This is a genomic window from Alloiococcus sp. CFN-8 (assembly GCF_049943125.1).
Taxonomy (GTDB): Bacteria; Bacillota; Clostridia; order Clostridiales; family Clostridiaceae; genus JAEXZL01.
In genome coordinates this window covers 2,737,502-2,763,571 of sequence record NZ_CP188040.1, presented here as the reverse complement: position 1 = coordinate 2,763,571, position 26,070 = coordinate 2,737,502, and the positions used below count along the sequence as shown (strand labels likewise).

The 26,070-nt window shown below is 38.2% G+C and carries 29 protein-coding genes and 1 pseudogene; 4 read left to right on the top strand and 26 right to left on the bottom strand.

All coding sequences use genetic code 11. The annotated features are described in order from the left end of the window. Positions 1 to 168: 168 nt before the first annotated feature. The 3 genes from ACPWSR_RS12920 to ACPWSR_RS12910 all read right to left on the bottom strand — a co-directional run bounded on the left by ACPWSR_RS12920 (position 169) and on the right by ACPWSR_RS12910 (position 1,246). Entirely contained in the window at positions 169 to 579 is a 411-nt protein-coding gene (locus ACPWSR_RS12920; protein WP_426348644.1) for a hypothetical protein, read from the bottom strand. Between the two features lie 130 nt (positions 580 to 709). Continuing rightward, positions 710 to 937 carry a hypothetical protein gene (locus tag ACPWSR_RS12915; protein WP_426348643.1) on the bottom strand — a complete coding sequence of 76 codons (228 nt, stop codon included), beginning with the start codon at positions 935 to 937 and terminating at the stop codon, positions 710 to 712. 66 nt (positions 938 to 1,003) lie between these two features. Beyond that, positions 1,004 to 1,246, bottom strand: coding sequence for a YdbC family protein (locus ACPWSR_RS12910; protein WP_426348642.1), 243 nt, complete (start codon positions 1,244 to 1,246; stop codon positions 1,004 to 1,006). A gap of 252 nt (positions 1,247 to 1,498) precedes the next feature. Here ACPWSR_RS12910 and ACPWSR_RS12905 point away from each other — a divergent pair, with 252 nt between their 5' ends. Beyond that, positions 1,499 to 2,014, top strand: a complete 516-nt coding sequence (locus ACPWSR_RS12905; protein WP_426348641.1) for a hypothetical protein — start codon at positions 1,499 to 1,501, stop codon at positions 2,012 to 2,014. A gap of 66 nt (positions 2,015 to 2,080) precedes the next feature. Here ACPWSR_RS12905 and ACPWSR_RS12900 read toward each other — a convergent pair whose 3' ends face one another. From ACPWSR_RS12900 to ACPWSR_RS12885, 4 genes are all read right to left on the bottom strand, one after another. Continuing rightward, positions 2,081 to 2,581, bottom strand: a complete 501-nt coding sequence (locus tag ACPWSR_RS12900; protein WP_426348640.1) for a S4 domain-containing protein — start codon at positions 2,579 to 2,581, stop codon at positions 2,081 to 2,083. A 602-nt stretch (positions 2,582 to 3,183) separates the two neighbouring features. Further along, positions 3,184 to 4,089: a hypothetical protein gene (locus ACPWSR_RS12895; RefSeq protein ID WP_426348639.1), complete on the bottom strand. Its 906-nt coding sequence runs from the start codon at positions 4,087 to 4,089 to the stop codon at positions 3,184 to 3,186. A 78-nt stretch (positions 4,090 to 4,167) separates the two neighbouring features. Beyond that, positions 4,168 to 4,395: a DUF1653 domain-containing protein gene (locus ACPWSR_RS12890; RefSeq protein WP_426348638.1), complete on the bottom strand. Its 228-nt coding sequence runs from the start codon at positions 4,393 to 4,395 to the stop codon at positions 4,168 to 4,170. Positions 4,396 to 4,445: 50 nt separating this feature from the next. Further along, the gene (locus ACPWSR_RS12885) at positions 4,446 to 4,778 is read right to left on the bottom strand and encodes a hypothetical protein (RefSeq protein WP_426348637.1); all 333 of its coding nucleotides are present in this window, start codon (positions 4,776 to 4,778) and stop codon (positions 4,446 to 4,448) included. Between the two features lie 355 nt (positions 4,779 to 5,133). Here ACPWSR_RS12885 and ACPWSR_RS12880 point away from each other — a divergent pair, with 355 nt between their 5' ends. Both ACPWSR_RS12880 and ACPWSR_RS12875 read left to right on the top strand, forming a co-directional pair. Continuing rightward, complete coding sequence (locus tag ACPWSR_RS12880; RefSeq protein WP_426348636.1) at positions 5,134 to 6,414, top strand: aminotransferase class I/II-fold pyridoxal phosphate-dependent enzyme; 1,281 nt, start codon at positions 5,134 to 5,136, stop codon at positions 6,412 to 6,414. Between the two features lie 80 nt (positions 6,415 to 6,494). Beyond that, positions 6,495 to 7,643: a hypothetical protein gene (locus ACPWSR_RS12875; RefSeq protein WP_426348635.1), complete on the top strand. Its 1,149-nt coding sequence runs from the start codon at positions 6,495 to 6,497 to the stop codon at positions 7,641 to 7,643. On the opposite strand, the gene ACPWSR_RS12870 is transcribed toward ACPWSR_RS12875, so the two are convergent. From ACPWSR_RS12870 to ACPWSR_RS12860, 3 genes are read right to left on the bottom strand one after another with little or no spacing between them, the layout of a single operon-like run. Beyond that, positions 7,633 to 8,448 (bottom strand): DUF1295 domain-containing protein, encoded by an 816-nt coding sequence (locus ACPWSR_RS12870; RefSeq protein ID WP_426348634.1) that lies wholly within the window; start codon positions 8,446 to 8,448, stop codon positions 7,633 to 7,635. The genes ACPWSR_RS12875 and ACPWSR_RS12870 overlap by 11 nt on opposite strands. A 14-nt stretch (positions 8,449 to 8,462) precedes the next feature. After that, positions 8,463 to 9,158 carry a DUF6320 domain-containing protein gene (locus ACPWSR_RS12865; protein ID WP_426348633.1) on the bottom strand — a complete coding sequence of 232 codons (696 nt, stop codon included), beginning with the start codon at positions 9,156 to 9,158 and terminating at the stop codon, positions 8,463 to 8,465. Positions 9,159 to 9,162: 4 nt separating this feature from the next. Then, positions 9,163 to 11,322 carry an alpha/beta hydrolase gene (locus tag ACPWSR_RS12860; RefSeq protein WP_426348632.1) on the bottom strand — a complete coding sequence of 720 codons (2,160 nt, stop codon included), beginning with the start codon at positions 11,320 to 11,322 and terminating at the stop codon, positions 9,163 to 9,165. 209 nt (positions 11,323 to 11,531) lie between these two features. Between ACPWSR_RS12860 and ACPWSR_RS12855 the strand changes: the two genes are divergently transcribed. Continuing rightward, complete coding sequence (locus ACPWSR_RS12855; RefSeq protein ID WP_426348631.1) at positions 11,532 to 13,016, top strand: WD40/YVTN/BNR-like repeat-containing protein; 1,485 nt, start codon at positions 11,532 to 11,534, stop codon at positions 13,014 to 13,016. A gap of 51 nt (positions 13,017 to 13,067) precedes the next feature. Here ACPWSR_RS12855 and ACPWSR_RS12850 read toward each other — a convergent pair whose 3' ends face one another. From ACPWSR_RS12850 to xdh, 16 genes and pseudogenes are all read right to left on the bottom strand, one after another. After that, positions 13,068 to 13,772 carry an N-acetylmannosamine-6-phosphate 2-epimerase gene (locus ACPWSR_RS12850; RefSeq protein WP_426348630.1) on the bottom strand — a complete coding sequence of 235 codons (705 nt, stop codon included), beginning with the start codon at positions 13,770 to 13,772 and terminating at the stop codon, positions 13,068 to 13,070. 286 nt (positions 13,773 to 14,058) lie between these two features. Continuing rightward, entirely contained in the window at positions 14,059 to 14,547 is a 489-nt protein-coding gene (locus ACPWSR_RS12845) for a MogA/MoaB family molybdenum cofactor biosynthesis protein (RefSeq protein WP_426348629.1), read from the bottom strand. After that, positions 14,547 to 15,047: an MOSC domain-containing protein gene (locus ACPWSR_RS12840; protein WP_426348628.1), complete on the bottom strand. Its 501-nt coding sequence runs from the start codon at positions 15,045 to 15,047 to the stop codon at positions 14,547 to 14,549. Before ACPWSR_RS12840 ends, ACPWSR_RS12845 begins: the two co-directional genes overlap by 1 nt. A gap of 18 nt (positions 15,048 to 15,065) precedes the next feature. Then, positions 15,066 to 16,046, bottom strand: coding sequence for a GTP 3',8-cyclase MoaA (moaA, locus tag ACPWSR_RS12835; RefSeq protein WP_426348627.1), 981 nt, complete (start codon positions 16,044 to 16,046; stop codon positions 15,066 to 15,068). A gap of 5 nt (positions 16,047 to 16,051) precedes the next feature. Beyond that, positions 16,052 to 16,534, bottom strand: a complete 483-nt coding sequence (gene moaC / locus ACPWSR_RS12830; RefSeq protein WP_426348626.1) for a cyclic pyranopterin monophosphate synthase MoaC — start codon at positions 16,532 to 16,534, stop codon at positions 16,052 to 16,054. A gap of 39 nt (positions 16,535 to 16,573) precedes the next feature. Continuing rightward, positions 16,574 to 16,861 carry a hypothetical protein gene (locus tag ACPWSR_RS12825; protein WP_426348625.1) on the bottom strand — a complete coding sequence of 96 codons (288 nt, stop codon included), beginning with the start codon at positions 16,859 to 16,861 and terminating at the stop codon, positions 16,574 to 16,576. Between the two features lie 351 nt (positions 16,862 to 17,212). Beyond that, positions 17,213 to 17,278 (bottom strand): annotated as a pseudogene (locus ACPWSR_RS12820) (hypothetical protein); the annotation flags it as partial. 1 nt (position 17,279) lies between these two features. Next, positions 17,280 to 17,630: an ATP-binding cassette domain-containing protein gene (locus ACPWSR_RS12815; protein WP_426348624.1), complete on the bottom strand. Its 351-nt coding sequence runs from the start codon at positions 17,628 to 17,630 to the stop codon at positions 17,280 to 17,282. Then, a complete protein-coding gene (gene modB / locus ACPWSR_RS12810) occupies positions 17,627 to 18,310 on the bottom strand; it encodes a molybdate ABC transporter permease subunit (RefSeq protein WP_426348623.1) in 684 nt (227 codons plus the stop codon). Before modB ends, ACPWSR_RS12815 begins: the two co-directional genes overlap by 4 nt. Positions 18,311 to 18,385: 75 nt before the next feature. After that, positions 18,386 to 19,189, bottom strand: coding sequence for a molybdate ABC transporter substrate-binding protein (gene modA / locus ACPWSR_RS12805; protein ID WP_426348622.1), 804 nt, complete (start codon positions 19,187 to 19,189; stop codon positions 18,386 to 18,388). Between the two features lie 35 nt (positions 19,190 to 19,224). Then, entirely contained in the window at positions 19,225 to 20,259 is a 1,035-nt protein-coding gene (locus ACPWSR_RS12800; protein ID WP_426348621.1) for a molybdopterin-binding protein, read from the bottom strand. Continuing rightward, positions 20,246 to 20,899 carry a nucleotidyltransferase family protein gene (locus tag ACPWSR_RS12795; protein ID WP_426348620.1) on the bottom strand — a complete coding sequence of 218 codons (654 nt, stop codon included), beginning with the start codon at positions 20,897 to 20,899 and terminating at the stop codon, positions 20,246 to 20,248. Before ACPWSR_RS12795 ends, ACPWSR_RS12800 begins: the two co-directional genes overlap by 14 nt. A 3-nt stretch (positions 20,900 to 20,902) precedes the next feature. Then, complete coding sequence (locus ACPWSR_RS12790; protein WP_426348619.1) at positions 20,903 to 21,877, bottom strand: XdhC family protein; 975 nt, start codon at positions 21,875 to 21,877, stop codon at positions 20,903 to 20,905. 308 nt (positions 21,878 to 22,185) lie between these two features. After that, positions 22,186 to 22,782 carry a TetR/AcrR family transcriptional regulator gene (locus ACPWSR_RS12785; protein WP_426348618.1) on the bottom strand — a complete coding sequence of 199 codons (597 nt, stop codon included), beginning with the start codon at positions 22,780 to 22,782 and terminating at the stop codon, positions 22,186 to 22,188. A 248-nt stretch (positions 22,783 to 23,030) separates the two neighbouring features. Beyond that, positions 23,031 to 23,411: a RidA family protein gene (locus ACPWSR_RS12780; RefSeq protein ID WP_426348617.1), complete on the bottom strand. Its 381-nt coding sequence runs from the start codon at positions 23,409 to 23,411 to the stop codon at positions 23,031 to 23,033. An 86-nt stretch (positions 23,412 to 23,497) separates the two neighbouring features. Then, entirely contained in the window at positions 23,498 to 26,059 is a 2,562-nt protein-coding gene (gene xdh, locus ACPWSR_RS12775; RefSeq protein ID WP_426348616.1) for a selenium-dependent xanthine dehydrogenase, read from the bottom strand. Between the last annotated feature and the right edge of the window lie 11 nt (positions 26,060 to 26,070).

The window sequence follows — 26,070 nt, the reverse complement described above, 5'->3', positions numbered from 1 at the left end:
ACATTTTACCAGCACTGTACTATTCAATTTTCAAATAACATTTATATCGTAATTTATTCAAACTGCGAACACTTTCTCACTTCTCACGTGGATGGCACCTTATGAATTCGAATAGTACGGTATTATGATTAACATAATATTTGATTTTACTTTCATAATTTAAGAATATTATGGAACACCATCTTTTTTCAAATTAATTGTTTCTGTTTTATTATCCCAATCAATTTGGATGTATAAATTATTTCTACTTCCATACTTTTTTATGTCTCCATTAATTAAGTCATTTTCAAACTTTAAGGTTAATCCGCCAGATTTATTAACCAAATCACTGTATTCACCAACACCTCCACTTGTGTTGCCCGAAATATATTCTATTTTAAAATTGAATTTAAATGTTTTATTATCATTGCCAAGGTATTTTATAGTATATTTATAATTCCCATCTGCATTATACTCGGCTTTTGCCTCCCATTGAGTCGCTTCTCCTGAATAAGTTAATTTGGTTATTTCTTTATGACTACAAGCTCCCATTGTAAGAACTAGAATAACACAAACAATAATTTCAAGATATTTTTTCAAGATTATCCCTCCCATCATTGTTATAATTCATAATATTTTACTATTGCGAATTAACTACACCTTATTTTTCCACTACCGTAATATTCAGTTTTCAAAGAACATTTATGCCGCTTTATCTTCAGAATACACCCTATTTAACTCCAAACGCTCCAGGTTTCTTAATCCATTTTTTATCCGTATCCTCTTTTATAAAGAAGCGTGTTATCTCTCCACAATTTAGGCATATATCACAATACATTTGTGCCACACCATCAAACAAAAAGCCACTGAATCTTGGACCTATACACCCTCCCTCAGCAGATTTGCCAATGGAAACTCCCTCTTCAATATTTGTGCTACCACAACTCGGACAACTCACTTGCTCATCCTCCATTTCATTCTAAAAACTCTTTTTAGAACAATACATTTAGTAAATTTGTTTCCACTAATCCAATTTTCCCAGCTCAATATCAATAAGCTCCCTTAATTTTCTGAGCTCTACTTCGCTTAATGTAATACCCTTACCCATCTTTTCATGGTTCTCATCCCAGTCGCGGATATCAAATTTGGGAGCGCCACCATTCCAGCTGATTTTATTGAGCTCCTTCCTCCAACCCCTACTTCCTTCTGAAAGTACACCTATTTCCTTTGTAATTTCGAACTTAAAATCATCTTTTTTTCCTGGCATATAAATTCTCCTTTTAATTTTTTTATTCATGTCCTATACATCTGAAAACATAGCACTAATTCTCTCCAAAATTATAGAGAAAATACTTTTTTTCCTGCGAATAAAGCTATAATTTAATTATACAACCAACAAGTAAATAATACCAATTTTTACATTAATATCTTGTTAATCTAAGAAGGTAATTTTTTTGTTTCACCATATATTTTTCCAACCTCTTACATACAAATAATAAAAAATAAAGGTGGAGTAATTATGAAATCATTTATTAGGGTACTATCTTTATGTCTCCTTCTAATTACCACTTTACTCTCAGGCTGCAGTTCATTAAACTCAAAGAACAAACTACCCCCATCAAAGCCAGTGAATTTCAACTTTGTATTTAGCTATGGTGTGGGTGCTAAAAATCAATTAGATACAGCTAAAGGTCAGTTTACAAAAGATATGGTTATAGATCCATCAATCACCACAGAGTTAAAGCTTTCTGATAAAAACATGGATGCTATTTATTCAGAACTAAAGAAGATAAATATTCTAGCCTATGAGGAAAATTTTCAGTCAAAAGGCTTTACAGAGTCAACTCCATTTATCACTTATAATTTTAGTTTCACTGCCAATGGTATAGAGAAAAAAATTACCTGGCTTGATAAAAACGACTCTATTACAGAAGAAGCTGTGCAGCTAAGAGAACTGTTTTATAAAATCAGAGCTATGATAGAAAGCACAGAAGAATATAAAAAACTACCTGTTGCTAAGCCATGGTATAAATAAAACTCAACATTTCTATTAAATGTACAATAAAAGTGGACAAATCAATTGTCCACTTTTTTATTTGATTTATTGAATATTACAGGTGATGATATCCTTACCCTTTAATAGCTTATTTGCCTTAACCTCAAGATTATTCACCTTAATAAAGCCATTTTTTATAAGCTCCGTTATATCACCTCTGCTGAGATCAGCTATTTTATTGGATAAAAATTTATCTATTCTTTCACTATCCTCCAGGACCTCCAGGATAATTTCAAGCTCCTCAACACCTTCCTGCTTAAGCCTTCTAATATGAAGCTTCTCATACTTGCTTTCCTGATGTTCATATTCTTCAGGCTCATTAACTAAGCCTGAAATTGCTTTAAATTTATCTATAGGCTTATTCCAGCTGTGACCTTTAGGACATTTGTAAATTGCAAAATAAAATATATTTTTTCCGTTAGCATTTTGTCTTCTTTTTAATGAATCCTGAAAGATTACCTTGCCTCCACAGTTGTGGCAGTATCTTTCTTCACTAGCAATTTCATTTGAATATATATACCATTTCAAGGTTAATTTTTTCTCCATATTCCTTACCTCCAATTTTATAAAGCCTTGAAGAAGGAATATAAAGTTTTTCTATTTGATTTCTACTTTTCGGTAATGAGCAAATCATAAACTATCTATTCCTTCCGTTTATTGATCTGAAAGCATTACCATCATTGCAGGTGTCATATAATCACCACCATTTCTATATATTTTAAATGATGATGAAAACAACCTAGAGATAACCTTAACTATTAAGTTTTATTTTTCTTAAATATAAAAAGACCGTAAGAAGAGCCTCTTCCTACAGCCTAAAATTCTATACTCCACTACATTTATCTAATAAAAATCCACATAAAACACCAGAACCAAAGAAAGCCTATGGGCATCCTAAAGCTTCATAGATAATGTAATTATAAATTTTAGTTAAGTAAGCTACCTTCTAAATTGCATTTCAAAAAAGAGCAAGTGAAATAAGCTTTATCTTATTATTGAAAAAGCAAACTCTTTTTGAATCATCATTAATTTTTATCTTTATTAAAATTAATGTTAGCAATTAGCAGGTGTCATAACTTACTTCCCTCCTTTTATTATAATAACAAATTAATTATATTAGCTTTGCTAAATAATGTAAATAGAATCATCTAATAATTCTTAAATACAATAACATTACCTTCTGCATCTAAGACTTCAGGAGTCATATTCTCAGAAGCTCCAGTTACACCGTCATTGCCATTAATCTCAGTACTATATATAGGAGTTTTGTATGTGAAGCCATAAGAATCCTTCATTTCTACAGCAAGATGTAATCTGTCTTCTTTTTCTAAGGAAAAGCTCTTATCAATTTCAGTGGTGTAGTTACCTTCCTCTTCATTATGATAGAAATCCTCTGTTTCCCAGATCACCTCATCATTTTTAATTGCAAGAAGCCTTACCTCTGATAGGATCATATCTACTTCTGGCATATATACCTGAATCTGCCCATGATATCCATATTTATTATTGATGGATTTGGAGCCTTCTCCATAAAAGTCTACATTAACATCATTACTCAGAACGTTTATAAAACCAATGTCTCCTGGTGCTACTACCTCACTTCTGATGGAAGACCCGGATTTAAACTCCACTATAAGGTCTGAATATATAATATGCACTGGTACTGAAATAACAGCAGTGAAGATGCTACCCTCTCGCTCCATAGCTGCAACCTTATCTCCTAGAGTTATAGTAGCAGTAGTATCCTCGCTATATTCCTTAGGCACTAGCTCTATGATAATATCGCCAGTGAGTGTTTCAGGATTCCCATTATCATAGGAAATATTATAGCTGCTGAGAAGGCTCCCTTGACTCTTCAGCTCCTCTTGCAGATTACCCTGAAATTTCTCCATATCACTTCTCAAATTATCCATGTTGTTTTGAATACTTATAATATCACTATTTATCTTCCCTAGCTGCCTATATATACCGCTAGTAGCAGTATACACATTTGATACAACTAGTATCACAGCTATAGCTAGAATAATTATTATGATTTTTACATTATCCTTCATAAATCTCCTTCTCCTCACATTATCATATCCATATCATCACATAGCTGTCTTCTAAAAATAATAAAATGCTCTGTTGTACTATTCTTCTACTTCCATAAATCTTTCTACTAGCTTACCCTCTACCTCTACGGATTCCAGAAACATCGATAGAGGTCTAACCCATATTCCCCTCTCCCCGTAAAGAGGCTGATAAACCACCATATCCTCTAAGGTTTCAGAGTGCTTTGCTAGATAAAGAACTAAATACTCATTACCTTTAAAATGTCTGTATTTTGTGCCTGGCTTAATTGTTCTTTTGTTTTCCATCCTTCAACCTCGTTGTATAATTAGTATATACATTAATTATAACATGGAAATTAGCCTTCAATATAGTCATAAGGATATACAAATATACTTTGTCCTCTTAAAGATGAATTTAGATAAGGCAGTGGATGAGGAGTATCAAGCTTACGACCTCCCCCAATAGCACCTACAAACTGGTCTATTCTAGCTATATAGGTTTTACCATCAATCTTAACTATCGGTGTCATGCTTTCTTTTAAAACTGTTAAAGCCTTCTGTTCCTTACTGCAATAATCTATAAGCACTTTTATTATCTCTTCTGGAGTGCTTACTATTCCAGGATATTCTATTATAAATTCACATTTTGGGAAAAGTTCTTTTTTCATCTTTTTAAGCTCTTCAAACATTCTATACCCTTCCTTTTCAGCCTCAATATATTTTTCACAAATCTAATATATAGCTTTAATTATACACAATAAAAAACAGACGATAAACAAATTCTACCATAAAATCAATATAAATTTTTAAAGCCATAAATTCTCAAGGAATTATATGTTAAATCTTTAACTTTTTATATTTTTTCCTAACCTACTGATAATCTTCCGGTATAATTTATGAAATTCCAGTTATATAAGAGCCTATATGAGTACTTAGTCAAAATTTATCTATTTGTCTTTATCTTCAAATACCTCTATAATTAATAAAGAAGGCAAGAACATAAATTAATTTCAATAGACTTTTATGTGGAGTGTGAAGGATAATATGAAATCAATTACAGATTATACAAAGGATGAGCTTCTAGCTTATCAAGAAAGCCTACAAAAGGAATATGAAGGCTATAAGGAAAAAGGACTTAAGCTGGATATGTCAAGAGGTAAGCCTGCCTCCTCACAGCTGGATTTATCCAATGAGCTATTAAAAAAGCCTGAAGGCTTATACTCAGAAAATGGATTAGATGTTCGTAACTATGGAGTTTTAGATGGAATACCAGAATGTAAGAAGCTGTTTTCTGACCTCCTGGATATAGATGCAGCTCAGATGATTATAGGAGGAAACTCAAGCCTTAACCTGATGTATGATGCCATGGCAAGGCTATGCCTCTTTGGTACTCAAGGAGAAAAGCCCTGGAAGGCCTATGACCTTGAAGGAACACCTGTGAAATTCTTATGTCCTTCCCCAGGCTATGACAGGCATTTTACCATCTGTGAAGCCCTAGGCATAGAGATGATCACCGTGCCCCTTACAGAGAATGGCCCTGATATGGATATAGTAGAAGAGCTAGCTTCCAAGGATCCACTTATAAAGGGTATCTGGTGTGTTCCTCTACATTCCAATCCTGAAGGAATCTGCTACAGTGATGAAACAGTGGACCGTCTAGTTTCCATGAAAACTGCTGCTAAGGACTTTAGAATATTCTGGGACAACGCCTATGGAATTCATCATATATATGAAGAAGTTTCACTAAAAAATATATTAGAAGCAGCAAGGACTTATAATAATGAGGACAGAGTCTTATATTTCTTCTCCACCTCAAAGATAACCTTCCCTGGTTCAGGGGTAGCCCTTTTAGCCTCAGGCCTTGAGAACATAAAGGAAATAAAAAAGCACATGTCCGCTCAGACCATAGGTCACGATAAAATTAATCAGCTAAGACATGTGGAGTATTTTAAAAATCCTGAAGGTGTAAAAAATCACATGAAGCTTTTAGCAGAGGAGCTTCGTCCTAAATTTGATATGGTTACTTCAAAATTAGAGGAGCATTTATCCGGAACAGGACTAGCCACCTGGAGAAGCCCTAAAGGAGGATACTTTGTATCTGTAAACACCCTTCCAGGCTGCGCTAAGGAAGCCGTTAGACTAGCCAAGGAAGCGGGAGTTACCTTGACTGGTGCAGGAGCAACCTATCCTTATGGCAATGATCCAGAGGATAGAAACATACGTATAGCTCCTTCCTACCCTGTTCTTGATGAGCTGGAGGCAGCAATGGATATCTTCTGTCTCTGCGTCAAGCTTGCAAGCACAAAAGCTCTACTAAATAAATAATATTTAATACAAACAGCCGCTCCTTTTTCATTAAATGAGCGGCTGAAATATAATTATAGGCTTCAGAAAGGATGTGTAGAATGAGTAAAACCAATAAAAACCAGTCGAGCAAATGGCCTCAGCGACTAATGATAGGCCTTTTTATGGTCATGGGTGGTGTCTGCGGCATCTTTATAGCCCGTTATTTAATGGACATGTCTGATGGTCAAGCTTCCCTGAGAGAAATAATCTATAAGGGTGTATTACTTTTTATTTCAGTTTATATTGCAATATTTCTTCAGATAATCCTTCACGAAGGAGGACATCTGGTTTTTGGACTAATCACCGGTTATAAATTTTCATCCTTTAGAATTGGCAGCCTTATGTGGATCAAAATAGATGGGAGGCTCCGTCTTCGCCGCTTATCCATTGCAGGAACTGGCGGCCAGTGCCTCATGGTACCTCCAGAATTTAAAAATGGTAGGATACCTTTTGTACTTTATAATTTTGGCGGTTCTATTATGAACCTGATAATTTCAGGAATCTTTGGGGCTCTGTATTTTATATTCCCAAGGGGAGGAAGCCTATCGATTTTCTTTTTGATGATTACTATTATCGGTATAGCCTTTGCTCTTATGAACGGAATACCTCTTAGCCTAGGAACCGTAGATAATGATGGCTATAATGCCTTATCCATGGGTAATAATCCAGATTCCCTAAGAGCCTTTTATGTCCAGATGAAAATTAATGAACAGATTACCAAGGGAGTACGTCTTAAGGACATGCCTCAAGAGTGGTTTGTTATTCCCTCGGAGGAGGCAATGAAAAACAGCATGGTTGCTTCCTTAGGTGTCTTTGCCTGCAACAGGCTCATGGACTCCATGGACTTTATAAAAGCTGAGGAAACAATGAAAAAGCTACTAGAGCTGGATACAGGTATATTGGGACTCCATCGTAGCCTAATGATGTTAGACCTTGTATATTGTGAGGTAATTAATGAGAATCGTCCCGAGGTACTGGATAAGCTTCTGGGTAAGAGTGAAAAACAAATCATGAAGGTCATGAAAAGCTTCCCTTCCATCCTGAGAACCCAGTATGCTTATGCCCTTCTAGCAGAAAAGGATGCACAAAAAGCTGAAGAGCTTAAATTAAAGTTCGAAAAAATAGCCATGAGCTATCCTCATCCCAGCGAAATCACCGCTGAAGGAGAGCTCATGGACTATGCTCTAAAGCTTTATACTACCCCTTAAGCCATTCCCAATCAGCGACACTGTGAAGGGGTATTAGAGGCAGAAGAATAGGAGTTTTTCTTACGTATTCCTGATATTCTCTATCATCGCCATAGTTTTTATTCTGGCGAAGCTCTAATCTTCTGGCACCACCAAACATGATATAAACTATGGCAAAATAGCCTATAAGGGCACAGATCCACTGCATAACTCCCTGAAGGCTAGCAGCACCAGTAATGAGAACGCCTGTCCAGAAAATTACTTCTCCTAAGTAATTTGGGCATCTAACCACCTTAAAGAGTCCTACATCGCAAAAGCGTTTAGGATTCTTTTTCTTTGCCTTAGATTTTTGATAATCTGACAGCGCCTCAAAGGCTAGACCAAAGGCCATGACAGCTAGTCCAATATAAGAAAGGATATCGTCCTTTGTCCCTGCAGACAAACGGTAAAATATCGGTGATACCTGAAGGACATATAAAAGAGCGCAGGTTATCCAGATAGATAGCTTTGCCCCAAGGGTCATATCCTCTCCACTCTTAACCTCATTCTCCATGTGCTTTTTGTAGGAAGGACTCTTAATTTCCCTCTTCAAGAGATATCCTCCAAGCCTACAGCCATAAAGAATGAGCAGTGCACATTGTAGTGCACCTAAAAGAGTAATTGAATCACGATACAAAAATATCATTATTAACCCAAGACCGGTAATAGCAAAGCCATAGCCTATGGATATAAAATATATAAATTTATAAAAGCCTATGGAGCTGATGAGAGCTGCTACTGCGAAAAGTATCCAAAAATACTGCGGAAAAGCTAAGTTAAATTCCATTTATTAACCTCCATCTATATAAAAAACTTTTTGTATAAGGAATCTCTCAGGGTTTTACTGCAGCCTATTATAATTAGAGCCAGCCCTAGGAGAGTTAAAACTATCAGGGGATAATAGGACCAGATAAGCCTATCCCTGATATTAAAGGTTATATTAAGCAAAAACTCTATGAGAAGCATAAAGCCACCTGTTAAAATGAAGGCTCCCCCTATAATGAAAAAATACCCCTTTCTCACATATCTTATTAGAGCAATTACAGAAATAGTTATGAGCATGGTTCCAGCTATCACTGGAAGGGCAAAGGATAAAAACCAATCTCCTCCTGCATTATAATTTATATAGAGCAGAAATAACCCAATTGCTATAAAATCTGCCGATACAAACACCACAGGATTGGGCTTTGGAAACCAATAAGGTAATATAGCAATAATATATGTTAGAATAATTGCACCAGCAACATAACCAGACCAGGTTATGTTGCTATTTATACTTAAATCAGCCAAAAGAGTTATTATCAGAGGAAGGATAAATATCACAGTTATGATAAATAGCATTCCTGAAGGGCTGACCCTCTCCACTGTTTCTTCATGGGGAGGATATGGAGTATTGCTCTTTTCAGTCTTTATTTCAGGATGGTACACAGGAGTACCGCACAAGGGACAGGGTTTTTCATTATTCGCTAGCTCTACACCACATTTTACACAGTACATAGTCTCACCTCTGATTACTTTCTACTTTTATCCATAAGCCAAGGTCCTTCATTCTTCTGCAAAAGGTTGCCTCCAGCTCTGGTTCTTTAATACTTCTGATGAAATTAATATATAGAATATCCCCGTAGGATAAAACTCCGCAATTATATGGATTCGTCGCCTGAACTCCAAGAATAAAGTCCATTCTTTCTACATACCCACTCATTTCCTCCGGAAGAGCAACAGCACCTAAATTGGATATGCTGAGACAGGATTTCTTCTCACCCACCACATTGTACACAAGCTTCATGGCAAAGTTCTTTACGAAAAGGGGCATAACCTTCAAAATTACTGCCTTTTCACTTTTCACATTGGTTGTCATTCTTGCCCTCATATGCTTATCATTAAGCTCCACACCCATTTGATGATGAACAGCCTTGATGATCTCTTCCAAGGTATAGCTTCCCATCTTGGGATTTATACCAGGTGTAACATAGAGGACAAAATTTCTTAAGGTTTCACTTTTGAAGAGCTTTCTAAGATTCACCGGTATCAATACCTTCACAGGCTTCAGTCTTTTAGGTGATAATATCTTCTTTTTTTGAAGCTCCATAATAGACATAATCATTACTGCTGCGATGAATTCCGTAAGGGTAGCACCGTAGGCTTTTGCCTGAGCTAAAACCTCCTGCACCTTAAACATACAGGTGATATTGTTAAGGAAGCCGTCATCTTCAGGAGTACCAGTTAATCGATAAGCTGTAGCTTCCTTTCGGCTCATGGTCGCCTTCCCATAGTATTTCAAAAAGCTATCCTCCAGCTCCTCCTCCTTTGGTGACTCATATCTATCCAATATCCCATGAGTATTAGGAACCTCCTCATTATATTTTCTTGATATATATTCAGCCACGAGGCTTTTTAAAAATATCATTCCCCCGTTACCATCGGTAAGTGCATGAAAAAATTCCACGGCTATTCTATTTTCATAATATAGCACTCTAAAGGCACATTTACGAATATCATCAAAGGGCATTCTCGATAGGGGATAGCTCTTATCCCTCATAACCTCAGGTCCATGAGGTATCTGCTCTAAATAATACCAGAACACTCCTCTTCTAAGCCTAACAGCTATGGAGGGAAAGCGCCTTATTGTAATCTCTAAGGCCAGCTGGAGAATATCCTCATCCACCTTATCCCTTAGGGTCATGGAAAGACGGAATACATTGTTCCAATTTCTTCTCTTGGCTGCAGGATATATCTTTGCAGCATTATCAAGCCTCATCCAATGAAGCTTTCTCTTTTCATGGAGCACCCTTTCTAAGAAAACATTTATCTTATTAAAATCGCCTTTATTCTCCTTCAAATCAAAAAGAACATAACCATGCCACATGTGAGGGGTAACTATAAGCTTGCTTTTGCAGCCGGATTCTTGAAGCTTATGATGAAGCCTCACAGAATCATCCAGCATTACTTCATCTCCTCCAACAAATATAAGTGAAGGAGGCATTTTTGAAAGCTCTCCCCATAAAGGAGATACTAAGGGATTCTTTCTATCCTCTGTATAGCAGCTTGCAAAAAATTCAAGTTTTTCTACAGTCATAGATGGATCAGAAGCCTTATTTTTCTCATAGGACTCTCCAGAGTGGGTCATATCAGTCCAGGGTGAAATAGCAATAAGTCCTGCTGGTAATGGCCTTCCCAGCTCCTTAAGTCTTAAGCATAGAGCATAAATAAGACCTCCCCCAGCACTTTCCCCGCAGAGAACTATTTCCTTGCTGCTGTGTCCTTCTTCTAATAGAAATTCATAGGCCGTTAAAGCATCCTCTAAGGGAGCTGGATATTTATTTTCTGGTGCCAAGCGGTAAGCAGCACAAAAAACCTTCATGGAGGTTTTTACTGCTAAGGTGCTTCCAAAGCCTTTAGCATAATTTAAATCACCACATACATAGCCTCCACCATGGAGATATAATATTACCCCCTTCTTTTCTATAACCTTAGGGGTAATCCAAGCTCCATCAAATCCCTGAAAGCTATGGTCCAAAACTTTAATTTCTGCCCTATGCCTCGCCTCTATTAGCTTACCAATCCTATCCTGCCATTTTCGTGCACTTTCAATTGACGCATCATCAAGAAAGGGCTTAATCAGCTCTAGCTGTGCTCTTATTAACCTGGTAGATAAATCCATTACACCTCTCACCTCCTCGGCTATCTTATATATAATCTATCATAATGCTTTTTATTAGAAAATACAAAATATTTATAGCACATTAACTTTTCGATAAGATAGCACGTATAAATAGTAGCACTATATTTTACCAATGACAAAATAGTAATTTCTTCAAAAAAATAAGGTAGGATCAGATAAATCCTATTGACAAAAGAGGTCTTAGATAAATGTCAAATAAAAAAGATACTAAAAATAATATGTTTAAAGCTTTACTTTATTCAATTACCAATCCCATATTTATACTAGTTTACGCCATCGCCTGGTATCATCTTTCAAGTATAGCTCAGTATGGTAATAAGACTAAAAATCTCCCCATATTGCTTCTGTCACTGATATTTTTTATAGCTTGGCCAATAGTTTATGCTATAAAGACTCGCAGAGCTTCAGCCTCTTACGAAAGTAAGACAACCTTCCTAAAGGGTAGAACATGGACCGCTGCTGCCTTAGTAATTCTGTTAGCTATTACAGTAAATTATGGAGTGAAGGTTTATCATAGTGGCATAAATTATAATGGCAAGCTTGCCTGGTTTCTCTCGGATTTAAAGAATAAGCGGACTGTGTCCTTTAAAAAAGCTAATCTTTATGAGGATGGCCTAGAAGGGTTAATAAGTACCCTCGATGAAAAATTCAATATACCAGAGAATCTTTATATCTCTTCCTCCTTTGACCTTAGGTTTTCCTCTGATGGAACAATTACCTATATTGATACCTTTGTCTATGGAAAAAATAATGAGGGTATCACAAAAAGCTATTTGATTAGCTATGACAGCAGTAAATCTAATAAGCTTACCCTTTACCTAGATGGCTATGTCACAGAAGATTACTCAGAATATAAGCTGCTTCAACCCCTTATAGATACAATAAAGGTTATACCTTTTAAGGAAGACTTGAAAAACTGGAATCAAGAGGAGTATGGAATTCTATATTCAGGAGACAGATCCTTCGGTTATAACACTGAGGGGATAAGGTACATAGACTTTCAAGGAAATACTCAGGATGCACAGTCTGCTTATTCTGAGCTTAAAGGATATTTTGTATCCTTATATGTTCCTGACAATGAGTCAAGCTATCCACCAATAAGATATCTTCTCACGGAAGACCTCACCAATATTGCTGCTGAGGACCCTTCCTCTGCTATGAAGAATCCCCCTCCAAAGCAAGAGCCTCAGGATAACTCCCTCACTTCCTATATAAGTAACATTAAAGGCTATCGTCTCACCATAGTAGATGCGGCCTTAGGAAGTAGATTTTTCAATCTAGAAAAAACAGAGGATGAAGGCAAGAGCTGGACTGAGATAAATAAGGACCCCTTCCTGGGAAATACCGGTGGGGATGCAGGAATTAAATTTATAGATGAAAGCCACGGCTTTATAATATTATCCAAAAGCGGTGGTAGCTATGGTGAATTATATAGAACAGAAGATAGTGGCTTATCCTTTACAAAGGTAGAGCTCCCAGAGCCTCAATTAAATGACACCTCCATAGACTATATTCCCTTTGATTTTCCTGAGCCACCTTTTATCGAAGAAGACAAGCTTATTCTTCTAGTAGGACAGGGACAGGATGGTGACTATAACGGGGGTTCAAAAGGTAAATATGAATCTCTTGATATGGGAAGGACTTGGACTTACATCGCTGAAGTAAAGGAATAAAAAAAGCTCGGGTATAGACATTTTGTCTCCCGAGCTTTTTCTTTATTTACTTTATTTACTTACATTAGCTATTTCCTTCATAAATCTCTTAGCAATTTCTAAGGGTCTTGTAATTGCTCCTCCCACTACTACAGCATAAGCTCCAAGCTCCAGCATCTTAGCAGCCTGCTCTGGATAGTGAACCTTACCCTCAGCGATTACCGGTACATCAATAGCTTCCGCTAGCTTTTCCACCAGCTCATAATCTGGACCTTCCTTCCCCACAGTGTAAGGAGTATAGCCACTTAGGGTTGTCCCTACAAAATCTATCCCTGACTTCCAGGCATTGATCCCTTCCTCAAGGCTTGATATATCCGCCATTAGTAGCTGCTCTGGATATTTACTCTTGATTTCCCTTATGAAATCTCCAATAGTCTTGCCATCTCCTCTTTCTCTTAGGGTGCAGTCTAAGGCTATGATATCAGCTCCGGCTTTTACAAGGCTATCAACCTCTTCCATGGTTACAGTAATATACTGCTCCCAGCCTGGATAATCCTTTTTTATAATTCCTATTATGGGAAGGCCTACAGCTTCCTTTATTCTCTCCACATCCATTACACCATTAGTTCTTATAGCGCAGGCCCCAGCTTCCTTTGCCGCCTTAGCCATGAGAGGCATCATGGTATCCCCTTCAATATATAAAGGCTCACCAGGAAGCGCCTGGCAGGATACAATTAAGCCTCCTTTAAGCTGTTTCATTAAACTTTCCTTATCCATGTACCGTATCTCCTTCCAAGATAATACTTGTCCTAATTCATTTGTTTCGGTAAATTAAAACTATTATATAGCAGCCAATCAACATAGTATTTTTATCATAACTCTGCACAGCCCTCACTTATAAAAAGCCCAAAATACTTAACACTGTTAAGAATTCTAGGCTAAAAAGGAGGCAACAAAAGATTATACGCTTACTTCATTGCCTTAATTTTATAATATACTAAATCATCTATCAATACTGATATATTAACATTTATAGCACAATATTAAAATTTATTGTAAACAATTACTTTCTTGCACAATTATTAGCTTCACCCACCATTATTTCAAGTCCATGGATTAGGTCTAATATCACATATTCGAGACATTCCTTCACGGCCTTAGGGCTTCCAGGAAGGTTTAGTATTAGAGTATTTTTTCTCGTTACACAGGTGGCTCTAGATAGCATGGCTCTTTTGGTGAAGGTCATGGAGTACTGCCTCATGGCTTCTGGAATCCCAGGAACTCTTCTCTCTCCTACCTCCTCCGTAGCCTCAGGCATACAATCTCTAGAGGAAAGGCCTGTACCTCCTGTGGTGAATATAACCTCAGCTATATTTTCATCACAGATACGCATCATTTCTTCCTTGAGAAGCTCCTTTTCATCAGGAAGCAGAGTCATGGAAACCACTTGAAAGCCGTTTTTTTCCACGATTTCTCTAATGGCAGGACCACTTAAATCCTCCCTCTCTCCTCTATAGCCTGAATCACTGGAGGTAATTATAGCCGCCCTCATTATTCTGTCTTCCGTCCTATATTTATTTTCTCTTGGCTTTGTTCTTCTAATGCCTCATTTTTTAGATCCATATCTACTATCTCTAGCATATCTCCTACAGAAATCTCTCCACCCTTTATAACTCTAGTGAATACCCCTTCTCTAGGCATTATGCAGTCACCTACAGTATTATATATATGGCAGCGATCATGACATTTCTTCCCTATCTGAGTAAGCTCAAGTAATATCTCTCCACATTTAAAATGTGTTCCAACAGGAAGCTTTGCAAAATCTATACCTTCAACCACAAGGTTTTCTCCAAAGGCTCCATAGGCTACTAATATACCTTTTTTACGGAACTCCTCTATCTTTTCCTTAGCTAATAGACTTACCTGTCTATGCCAGGGTCCTCCATGAGCATCATTTTCTATGCCAAAATTATCTATAAGCCTAGCCTTTCCTACATTAACCTTTTGAGTCCCCTTTTTTTCACTTATACATACAGCTTCTACTCTTCCCATAGTAATCCCTCCTATTATTTATCCACCAATAGAAAACATCCTTCTATCTTCTCCATCCTGAAGGTCAGAATCCTTGTCAAATTCATGACCTTTAGGCTTTTCCAGTAGCGCCTTAACTATAATAGCTTCAATTTCACTATCACTGTCTCCTCTACGAAGACCTTCCTTCAAGGAAGCTCCCAGAGAGTATTGAAGACAGGTTTTAAAATAGCCCTCTGCCGTAAGCCTTACACGATTACAGCTTTCACAGAACTTATGGGTCCTGGCACTGATGAAGCCTATCCTTCCCATAAAGCCCTCTGCTCTATAATAATGAGCAGGTCCATTGCCCAGAGCTTCCTCCGTTGCCTTTAAGGGGCCTAGCTCCTTTTCTAAAAGCTCTATAATCTCCTCTTCTCCCATAAAGTCAAAATTCTTACCAAAGCCTATGGGCATCATTTCTATAAATCTCACAGAAAGAGCCTTGTCCTCTGCCAGCCTTGCTAAGGCCACTAGCTCGTTATCATTTATCCCCTTCAGCGGCACACAATTTAACTTTACCTTGAGAGATGGATGCTTTAAAGCCTCCTCTATCCCTCTCATGGTTTTATGGAAGCCTTCTCTGCTGGTAAGACTCTCATAGCTTTCCTTGTTTAAGCTATCGAGGCTAATATTAACCCCATCTAAGCCTGCCTCCATAAGAGCTTCTAAATTTTCCTCCAGAAGCACTCCGTTGGTAGTAAGGGTTACGGATTTTGTCCCATTTATCTTCTTAAGCTTTTTTATTAGAACAGGTAAATCCTTTCTTACTAAGGGTTCACCTCCAGTTATTTTAAAGTTTTTTACTCCTAAGCTAGCAAATATCCTACAGAGTCTTTCTATCTCTTCATAGGTGAGGATTTCCTGATGATCTATCCAGGATATTCCCTCCTGAGGCATGCAATAAATACATCTTAGATTGCATCTGTCTGTAACAGATATTCTCAAATAATCTATCTCTCTATTAAAACCATCCTTCACTACCTTCACCTTCTTTCACTTATATAATCTCCACTCTTTCCACCGGACTTCTTCACTAAGTGAAGCTCACCTATTTCCATACTCTTGTCTATGGCTTTGCACATATCATATATGGTTAATAAAGCTATGCTGGCTCCTGTTAAGGCTTCCATTTCAACTCCCGTGGCTCCCTTTGTGGCAGCAGTACAAATGGCATAGATAAAGCTATTCTCTCTATCTATCTCAAAATCCACAGAGCATTTGGTTATAAATAAGGGATGGCACATGGGTATAAGGCTAGCTGTCTGCTTAACTGCCATAATACCGGCAACCCTTGCTACTCCTAAAACATCTCCCTTGGAAACCCTATCCTCTCTTATGGCTTCCATAACCTCAGGACCTACGGATATTCTACCCTTGGCTACAGCAATTCTTAGTGTATCCTCCTTTTCCGAAACATCCACCATTATGGCATTACCTTTGTTATCAAAATGAGTTAAATCTCCCATAAATATCTCTCCTATTAATAATTAATAAATTATCCTTTATTAATCCTCCAGTAAAATCAGCTCCTCAGGAGAAAGGTATAAGGATTCCGGTGGCATTCCACTAAATTCCTTCTGCCATTTTTCCCTGCTTATAATCCACCGGAGAGCTCCCTGTCCACTTTTGCTTTTAATAATAAGCTCCAGGTCATAAGGCTTTTCAATAACCTCTACCAGGCTGCTATTAATTAGATTTATTAATCCTTTGTTCTTAATACACAGTGGCTTTACTGAATAGGGGCTTATAGCTACATACCTGCTTTTCTCCTGAACCCTTTCATCCACTCTCAAATTAACCCCCCAGTGCATAGCATGGATTTCATAATCTGAGATTTTTTCTATAGGTGAAATATTATTAATTCCTAGAAGCTTGGCTCCCTCTAACTTTCTGGGATTCTTAAAAATCTCTCTAGTAGAACCTTTACTAATAATATTGCCAGAGCTTATAATAGCAAGCTCCTGACAGAGCCTATAGGCTTCTTCGCTGCGGTGAGTTACTAAAATAACCTCACTGCTGAAGGCTTTAATTGCCGGTAGAAGCTCTTCAATAAGCTCCTCTCTCAGATAGCTATCCAGTGCTGAAAAAGGCTCATCTAAAAGTAAAACCTCCGCCTCCGAGGCTATTATTCTTGCAAGAGCAGTCCTCTGCTGCTGTCCCCCTGAAAGCTCCTTGGGATAAGTCCTCTCAAGGCCCTTTAAGCGAAACAGCTCAATGAGATTCTCCTGTTCTTTTTTCTTTAAGAGCTCTTCCTCCTTTTATAACAAAGGCAATATTTTCTTCCACAGTCATATGGGGAAATAAAGCATAGCTCTGAAAAAGGTAGCCTACTCTTCTCTCCTGAGGGGGTAGATTGATTTTCTTTTCCGAATCAAAAAGTATCCTATCATTTAATATGATCGTTCCTCTATCAGGGGTTATTATCCCAGCGATAGCCTTTAGAGTTACGCTCTTCCCCGCCCCAGAGGCTCCCAGTAGTCCAAGCCACCCTTCTTTACTTTCCAGTTTTATGTCCAAATTAAAGTCTTTAAACTTTTTTGTTATATCTATTTTTAAAGTCATTTCTTCCTCCTTTTAAGACCAAAGCTCTCTAAGTATGGAAGCCTGTTAATATATATGATTATCACCACAGATAGGAGAAGTATTAATATAACGTATTTAGAAGCCTCCTCCATGTTTCCTGCCATTACAGCAGAATATATAGCTAGAGGAAGGGTTCTTGTCCTACCATCGATATTACCTGCTATCATGGCAGTAGCTCCAAACTCCCCCAGAGCTCTGGCAAAGGCTAAGACTCCCCCACTAATTACACCCTCTCTAGCACTGGGAAGAATTACTCTCCAAAAAATCCTACTCTGACTTATTCCTAAGGTCTGTGCCGAATAAATTAGATTCTCGTCTATGGCTTGAAATGCACCACGGGCGGAGCGATACATCAGCGGAAAGGACATTACCACTGCTGCTAGCACCGTGGCCCCCCAGGAAAAGACTATTTTCACCCTAAAAAACTCAAGGAAGAAGGCTCCAATAGGTCTTCCCGTTCCAAAAATATAAAGAAGAATAAAGCCTACCACCGTAGGTGGAAGAACCAGTGGCAGGGTCAGCAGCGCATCAATTACCGCTCTCACCTTTTCCTTTTTTATTTTCATCACTAAATAGGCTAAAAAAATTCCAAGGAAGAAGGTAATGAATATTGATATGGCTGCAGTTCTTAAGGACACTACTATAGGTGATATATTCATTCTCCTCTTCCTTTCTTTAATAAATTGATTAACTTAATAGTTATCGATTCCTTCTAAATTTAATAATACTGATGGCTATTCCGCTGGATAAAAGCCATAGGACTTAAAAATTTCCTTTACTTCCTCTGAAGCTAAAAAATCTAAAAACTCTTCTGCAGTCTCTTTGTTTTCAGTAGCTCTAATTATTCCCGCAGGATAAATAATTCTGCTTTTTAGAAACTCCTCTTGGGCTTCCTCTATTACCTCAACCTTATCTCCTTCAAGAGCTGCATCGGTAGCATATACAAGACCTGCTTCTGCACTACCCTCAGCCACCCACTGAAGAACCTCCGTAACGTTTGTCCCAAGACTTGCCCTTTGACTTACTTCCTCCCATAGACCCATGGCCTCTAACACTTCCTTTGCATATTGCCCAGCAGGGACTGATGCAGGATCTCCTATGGCTATGGTCTTGGCATTAATTATATCCTCAAAGCTCTTATAGCTACCCCTAGAAGCCTTAGGCACTATAAGTACAAGCTTATTTTCTAAAAGCTCTACTATAGAATCCTCATAGATAAGCTCCTTACCCTTAAGTACTTCCATAGAACTTGCCGCTGCTGATATAAAAATATCTCCAGGAATCCCCTCTTGAATTTGTAGTGCAAGCTTCCCAGAACCATCATAGGTCCCCTGAACCTTTATATCAGGATGATTTTCTTCAAAAAGCGGTATTATAGATTTTTCCAAGGAAGCTTCTAGGCTTGCAGCTGCTGCAATCAGTATAGAGACGTCTTTTTTTCCACTATCCTTAGAAGCAGCTTCCTTGCTTCCACAGCCAGTAAAGCTTGAAATAATAGCAGCAATTAATAATATATAGATATAAGCTTTCCTTTTCATAACTCCTCCGATATTAACTGGCTATAAGCTGATGTTTATCGACCTTTCCCAAAGCCACAGTTAGGATAGGTACAGACATCACATTGAAGGCATAGACCTCCTTCTCCTAAAGCTGCTAGATCCTCCTTAGAAATTGGATCATCTGCTATAAGCCTAGGGAGAAGCAGATCAAATATGGTTTTCTTTGCATACATTACACAGCCAGGAAGTCCTAATATTGGTATTTCTCTTCCCTCATTATAATAATAAGATAAAAGCAGCATTGCCCCTGGCAGTACTGGTGCACCATAGGAAATTATATTAGCTCCTGTGGACATAATAGCTCCAGGAGTCTTATCATCGGGATCTACACTCATGCCTCCAGTACAGATAACCATGTCTGCTCCCTCTTCAATGAACTTCAGTATAGCTTCTCTAATATCCTCCTTATTATCGTCGGTGATTCTCTGCCCGATAATTTCCGTTGGATAATAGGAGAGCTTATCCCTAAGCACAGGACCGAAGCTGTCCTTAATTCTTCCCTTAAAGACCTCACTTCCGGTAGTAACTATCCCTACCTTCTTATAGTTGAAAGGGAGCACCTTTAAAATCCCTTCGCCTCCTCCTATTTCCACAGCCCTATCTAGCTTTTCCTTTTCAATAATCAGAGGAATAATTCTTGTACCAGCAAGCTTATCCCCTTTTTTAACCTCAGTGTCCCCATGTCTTGTAGCTATCATCATCTCTCCAAGACTGTTGATACCCCTTAGCTTTTCTCTATTTATTTTAAAAAGTCCATCTATAAGAGAGGATATCTCTATCTTCCCCTCTTTTATATCAGAGCCCGTCATTCCTTCATTGGCGCAGATACTATAAAGAATCTCTGCCGCCTCATTTTCATGAAGGATTCCCTCTGTTTTTTCCCAAATATATAAATGCTCCTTACCCACAGATAACAAAACTGGTATATCCTCTTCCCTAATAATATGTCCCTTCCTAAATACAGGACCCTTTACTTCCCCCGGTATTATCTGAGTTATATCCTGACACAGAATATGTCCCACAGCTTTAATAGTTTCAATTTCCCTCATTAAGCTCACCCCCACGTTCTTTAACCTCACTATATATCTTCAGTGCTCTCTCATAGTCCTCTGGTTTATCTAGGTCCATAAGCATATACTCATCCTGTACATTAATATAATGAATATAATTTTTCTGCTCCTTAAGGAAGCCATGCATTCCGTCCTTACCATTATAAGAAGCCACTGCTGAAATAATTTCTTTTCCTAATAAGATAGGATGCCCCCTTCTATTATTAAAGGAAGGAATAATTATATTAAAATAGCTCCTCTTCCTTTCCTCCAACAAGCTAGTGATGGTACCTGCCTTTATAAGAGGAATATCACCAGGGGAAAGTAAAACTCCCTCCAAGGGCTCCGAAAGCTCCTTAAGTCCCAGCTGAATTGAATAAAACATATCACTGGTCTCATATCTATCATTTATAACATAGGAAACCCCATGCTTACTAAGCACCGGTGCCAGCTCCTCTGCCTTCCTACCAATAACCACTAAAATATCACTTTTTTCAAGACCAGCCTGCAAAAATCTACTTATGGTCTGCTCTATGATGGTCTTATCTCCCAGAGGCAACAAAGGCTTAAAGCTCTTCATCCTGGTAGAAAGACCAGCGGCCAGTATCAAAGCCTTATAACCATTAAAATCCTTCTTCATAAGCTACACCCATTCTAAAAGTATATCCACAGTACCTCCGCAGACCATACCTTCCTCCTCTGCATCAGCCCCTGTCATATCCACCTTATATATCCGTGGAGCCTTGTCCCCATCCAACAGCTGATAACGAGCCTTAGTGATAATATCCGCCTCCACACAGCCACCACCAATTGTTCCAAGGGTTCTCCCATCCTTAAAGATAAGCATCTTTGCACCAACTCCCCTGGGTGCTGATCCTTTTCTTTTTATTATGGTAGCAAGGATTTTGTCCTCCCCATCCTCCTCTAAAATAGAGGAAAGAAGCTCTTTAGAATAACCACCAGCTTCTCGCAAAGCTTTGCTCACCTGGATTACCTCTGCCATTATAGCCACAGCAATTTCCTCAGGAGTTTCAGCACCTATCTTAAGACCTATAGGACTGTACACCTTATCCAGAGCCTCCTCAGGTATCCCCCTAGCTATAAGCTCCTCCTTGACCTTTTTAACTCTAAGCTTACTGCCTATCATACCTATATAGCCGTTATTCTTCTTAACAATCTCCTCTAAGCAGTCCTGATCATGGCGGTGACCTCTAGTAACAATAATAAAGTAACTACTAGCATCCCCATCTATCTCCTGCAGTGCCTTCTGAAAGCTATCACAAATAACCCTATCAGCCTTTGCTCTCCTAGCATTATCAGCATATAAAATCCTATCCTCAATAACCGTTACATGAAAGCCTAAAAGCCTCCCCATGGTTATCAGCGGAATAGAAATATGCCCTCCTCCACAAATAACCAGCTTTTTATCTCCCTGTATCCTCTCAGAATAAAGCTTCAAGCCTTCCCTTAAAGAAAACAACCCTTCCTTCGATTCATATACTAAATTACCCCTTGATAATATAAGCTTTTCCCCCAGAGCCTCTCCTTCAATAACCGTCATAGCCATATTCTCATAATCCGAGGACAAATCCCTAAGAACCCTAAAAAACTCCTTCATAGCCTTCCCCATTTCTTAATTGCTTCTTTCATTCCATATTCAAACTACTTAGATTGACTAATCAATCAACCAATAATCAAAAATATCACAACAAACTCAAGCAATCCCTGCCCTAAAAATAAAACAACCACACCCAATAGAATTACTATTCAAACAATTCAATACAAATAACGTTTTCATATGAGTATAAACAGAAATAAATACACCAAATCACTGTATTTACTCCATTAAGTGTCTTTCAACTTTTCATAATCTTCGTTATATTTTTATCATATTACAAAAGACTCTCCCCGTCAACAAACCCCAACCTAATCTTTTGCTCTATTAACTTCATTCAACACCATTCTCTTCACACTAGCAAAGTATTCCTCCACATCAAAGCCCTCTCTGCTTATTCCATACTGAATTGTTGCCCCTTCAAGCATAGAAACCACTATATAAGGTAACTGCCTTCTAGTAGCCTCGTTCATGTCCTTACAATACTTATCTAAAATTTCTCTTATTTCTCTTCTCCATTCCTCATAGGAGTGCTGAAATCTTAGTCGTATCTCCTCATTGATCTTTCCCTGGACCCAAAAATCTATCTCTGCAAAGTCATAGTTACTCTTATCAAGGATGAGCTTCTTTTTCTGATTTATATATACATCCAGCTGGCTTTCTAAATCATCCTTAGAGCTCTTCTTATGAATCTTTCTAAAGGTATAGCACTCCTCCAGGATATAATTTTGAAGAGCCAGCATCAGCTCATCCTTAGTTTTATAATAATAATGAATATTAGACTGAACCATATCAGCCTCATCGGCAATAAGATGCATTCGAGTACCACTTATAGTATTTTTATTCACAACATTCAAAGCTGCATCTAAAATTCTATCCTTAGCATCCTTCTGGTATATTTGTGCCATGGTCTACATATCTCCTTTATAATTCTACTAGTTATTTAATTTCTTTTACAACATATCACCTTTAGCTAAAGCACAGATATCACAGCATCACCTTAATAGCCCCCAACCTTCACCTCTAACCCCTTTGCTCTTATCTTCTATCTTTTATCTTCTATCTTTTATCTTCTATCTTTTATCTTTTATCTTCTATCTTTTATCCTCTATCTCTTACTTCTTACCTCTTACCTCTTACCTCTTACCTCTTACCTCTATTTAACTACCGCTATCGCCTCAATCTCCACAACCCCATCCTTAGGCAGTCTTGCCACCTCGATGCAGGATCTAGCAGGCTTTTCATCATTGAAATACTCTGAATATATGCTGTTAACTAGAGCAAAATCTCCCATATCCTTTAAGAAAATAGTGGTTTTTACTACGTCATTATAGCTAGAGCCTACTTCTTCTAAGATTGCTCCTAGATTCTTTAAAGCCATATGAGCTTGAGCCTCTACTCCTTCTACCATGACACCAGTTACTGGGTCTAAGCCTAGCTGGCCTGAAATGAAGAATAGATTTCCTACCTGTACTCCATGAACATATGGTCCTACGGCTGCTGGAGCCTTATCTGAAATTATTGCTTTTTTATTCATAATTATTCCTCCTAGTAATTTAGATATTAGTAAGCTGATAGCCCTTAAGAGCTTATCAGCTTACTTCTTTTCATTTATAGTGTACCTTACTTCTCTTTTTTATAAAAGGTATCTCTTAAAGGCAGCTGGCATCTAAGCTTACGATCTAAGCGATAATAAGCATGAGAGCAAGCAGGAGCTGTTGGTATCAGGCAAAGCTCTCCTACACCCTTTGCACCGTAGGCCTGAGGAATTTTTCCTGGTCCTTTAACTAGCTTTACCTCTATTTTTGGTGCCTCATTGGCTCTCATGAGCCCTAAGGTTCCAAGCTTAGTTTTTGGATAGCCACCCTCTGTTTTAAAGTCTTCTGTGAGAGCATAGCCAAGGCCCATAACTATACCGCCTTCGATCTGACCTTCTGCAGACTTAGGATTAACAGGAGTTCCAACATCATAAGCAGCTACTACCTTCTCTACCTTACCCTTTTCATCTAATATAACCACCTGAGCTCCGTAGCTGTAGCTTACATGGCTTATAGGGTTCTCCTTAGGAGCTCCCATAGGATCAGTTACAGCAGAGTATTCTCCGAAGAATTCCATTCCCTCAAGAGCTTCTAAGGAGCCAGCCTTATCTAAGGCTTCCTTAAGCTTTTCTGCAGCTCTTCTAGTAGCCTCACCAGTAACTACTGTTTGTCTGGAAGCGGTACTTGTACCGGAGTTTGGAGTACGTACTGTATCTGGAGCCTCATGATAGGTTAACTTAGGATCCAGTCCTGTGGTTTCGCATACCATATGGGTACACATGGTTGCAATTCCCTGTCCCATACAAGCGGCGGAGGTCCTGATATGAACTATGCCCTTCTCTACAGAAAGAAGACATCTTCCTATATCCTTTAAGCCTACTCCCGTTCCACTGTTTTTAAAGCCTATGGCTATACCTGCATAAGGACTGCTTTCAAAGTCCTCTTTTACAGCCTCAAGACATTCTGCCATACCTACACTCTCATCAGCTATCTGTCCATTAGGAAGCACCTGTCCTGGTCTAATAGCATTTTTATATCTTATCTCCCAAGGGGATATACCCACCATCTCCGCTAAAAGGTTTATATTGTTTTCTATAGCAAAGCAGCTTTGGGTAACTCCGAAGCCTCTGAAGGCTCCTCCAACTACATTGTTGGTGTATACAGACATTCCAAGAATTTCGATGTTCTGATAATTGTAAGGACCTGCAGCATGAGTACATGCTCTTTGAAGCACTGGTCCTCCTAAGGATGCGTAAGCTCCTGTATCTGCAATGATAAAGGCCTTCATAGCTGTAAGGTTTCCTTCCTCATCGCAAGCGGTGGTAAATTCCATCTCCATGGCATGACGCTTAGTATGATAATCTAAGCTCTCCTGTCTTGAGAACTTAACCTTAACCGGTCTCTTTGTGTGCCATGCCATAAGAGCTGCATGATGCTGAACGCTCATATCCTCCTTACCTCCAAAGCCGCCACCTACAAGCTTTGATTGGCAGTGTACCTTTTCCGGTGGTATATTAAGCATTAAGGAAATTTCATGCTGCTCATCATATACAGACTGAGATCCTGAGTAAAGAAGTATTCCATCCTCTCCTTCAGGCATGGCTATTGCACATTCTGGTTCCATGAAGCCGTGCTCCTGGAAAGGAGTTTTATATTTTCTAGTTACCACATATTTTGAATTCTTAATAGCTTCTTTTACATTTCCCTTCTTAAGGAGCTCTTTACTCATAACATTTCCATCAGCATGGATTAATGGAGCATCAGCCTTAAGGGCATCAGCAGGATTTGTTACAGGAGTAAGCTCAGTATAATCTACCTCAATAAGAGCTAGTACCTCATCTAAGGTTTCCTTATGATTAGTTGCAACTAAAGCTAATGCATCTCCCACATACCTTGTAATCTCACCCTCAGGAATCATAACATCCCAGTCCTGAACCAGATGGCCAATTACATTATTAGGTACATCCTTTGCTGTAAGTATCTTCACACAATCCTCATGGAGGAGAGCCTTTGATATATCAATTTTATTTACTTTGGCTCTAGGATATTTGCTCCTAAGAGCTTTAGCATAGAGCATTCCAGGAAGAATAATATCATCAACATATACCCCTGTGCCCAACACCTTTTCTTCAACATCTACTCTGTGCATATCTGAAGACATTGCTCCTGTGGATTCATTCTTAGGAACCTCTAGATTTTCTCTAAAGATTTTCGCTGCCATTAAAATGGCTTCTTCTATTTTTACATAACCAGTACATCTACAGATATTTCCTCTTAAAGCTTTCTTAACCTCTTCTCTTGTTGGGTTTAAATTTTCATCTAAAAGAGCCTTTGCACAGATTACCATACCAGGGATACAAAAGCCACACTGTACTGCTCCTGCTTCTCCAAAGGCATAAACATAAACAGCTTTTTCTCTTTCACTTAAGCCTTCTACAGTGAGTATTTTTTTACCTTGATATTTAGAAGCTAGTTGACTACATGCCTTTATCTTTTTACCGTCTACAAGAATAGTACATGTTCCGCAGATACCTTCACTACAGCCATCCTTAACGGAGGTGATTCTCAAGTCATCTCTTAAGAGGGTCATTAACTTCTTGTCCTCTTTTACTTCAACGTCCTTACCATTAATATTTAATAAAAACATATGAATTTTCC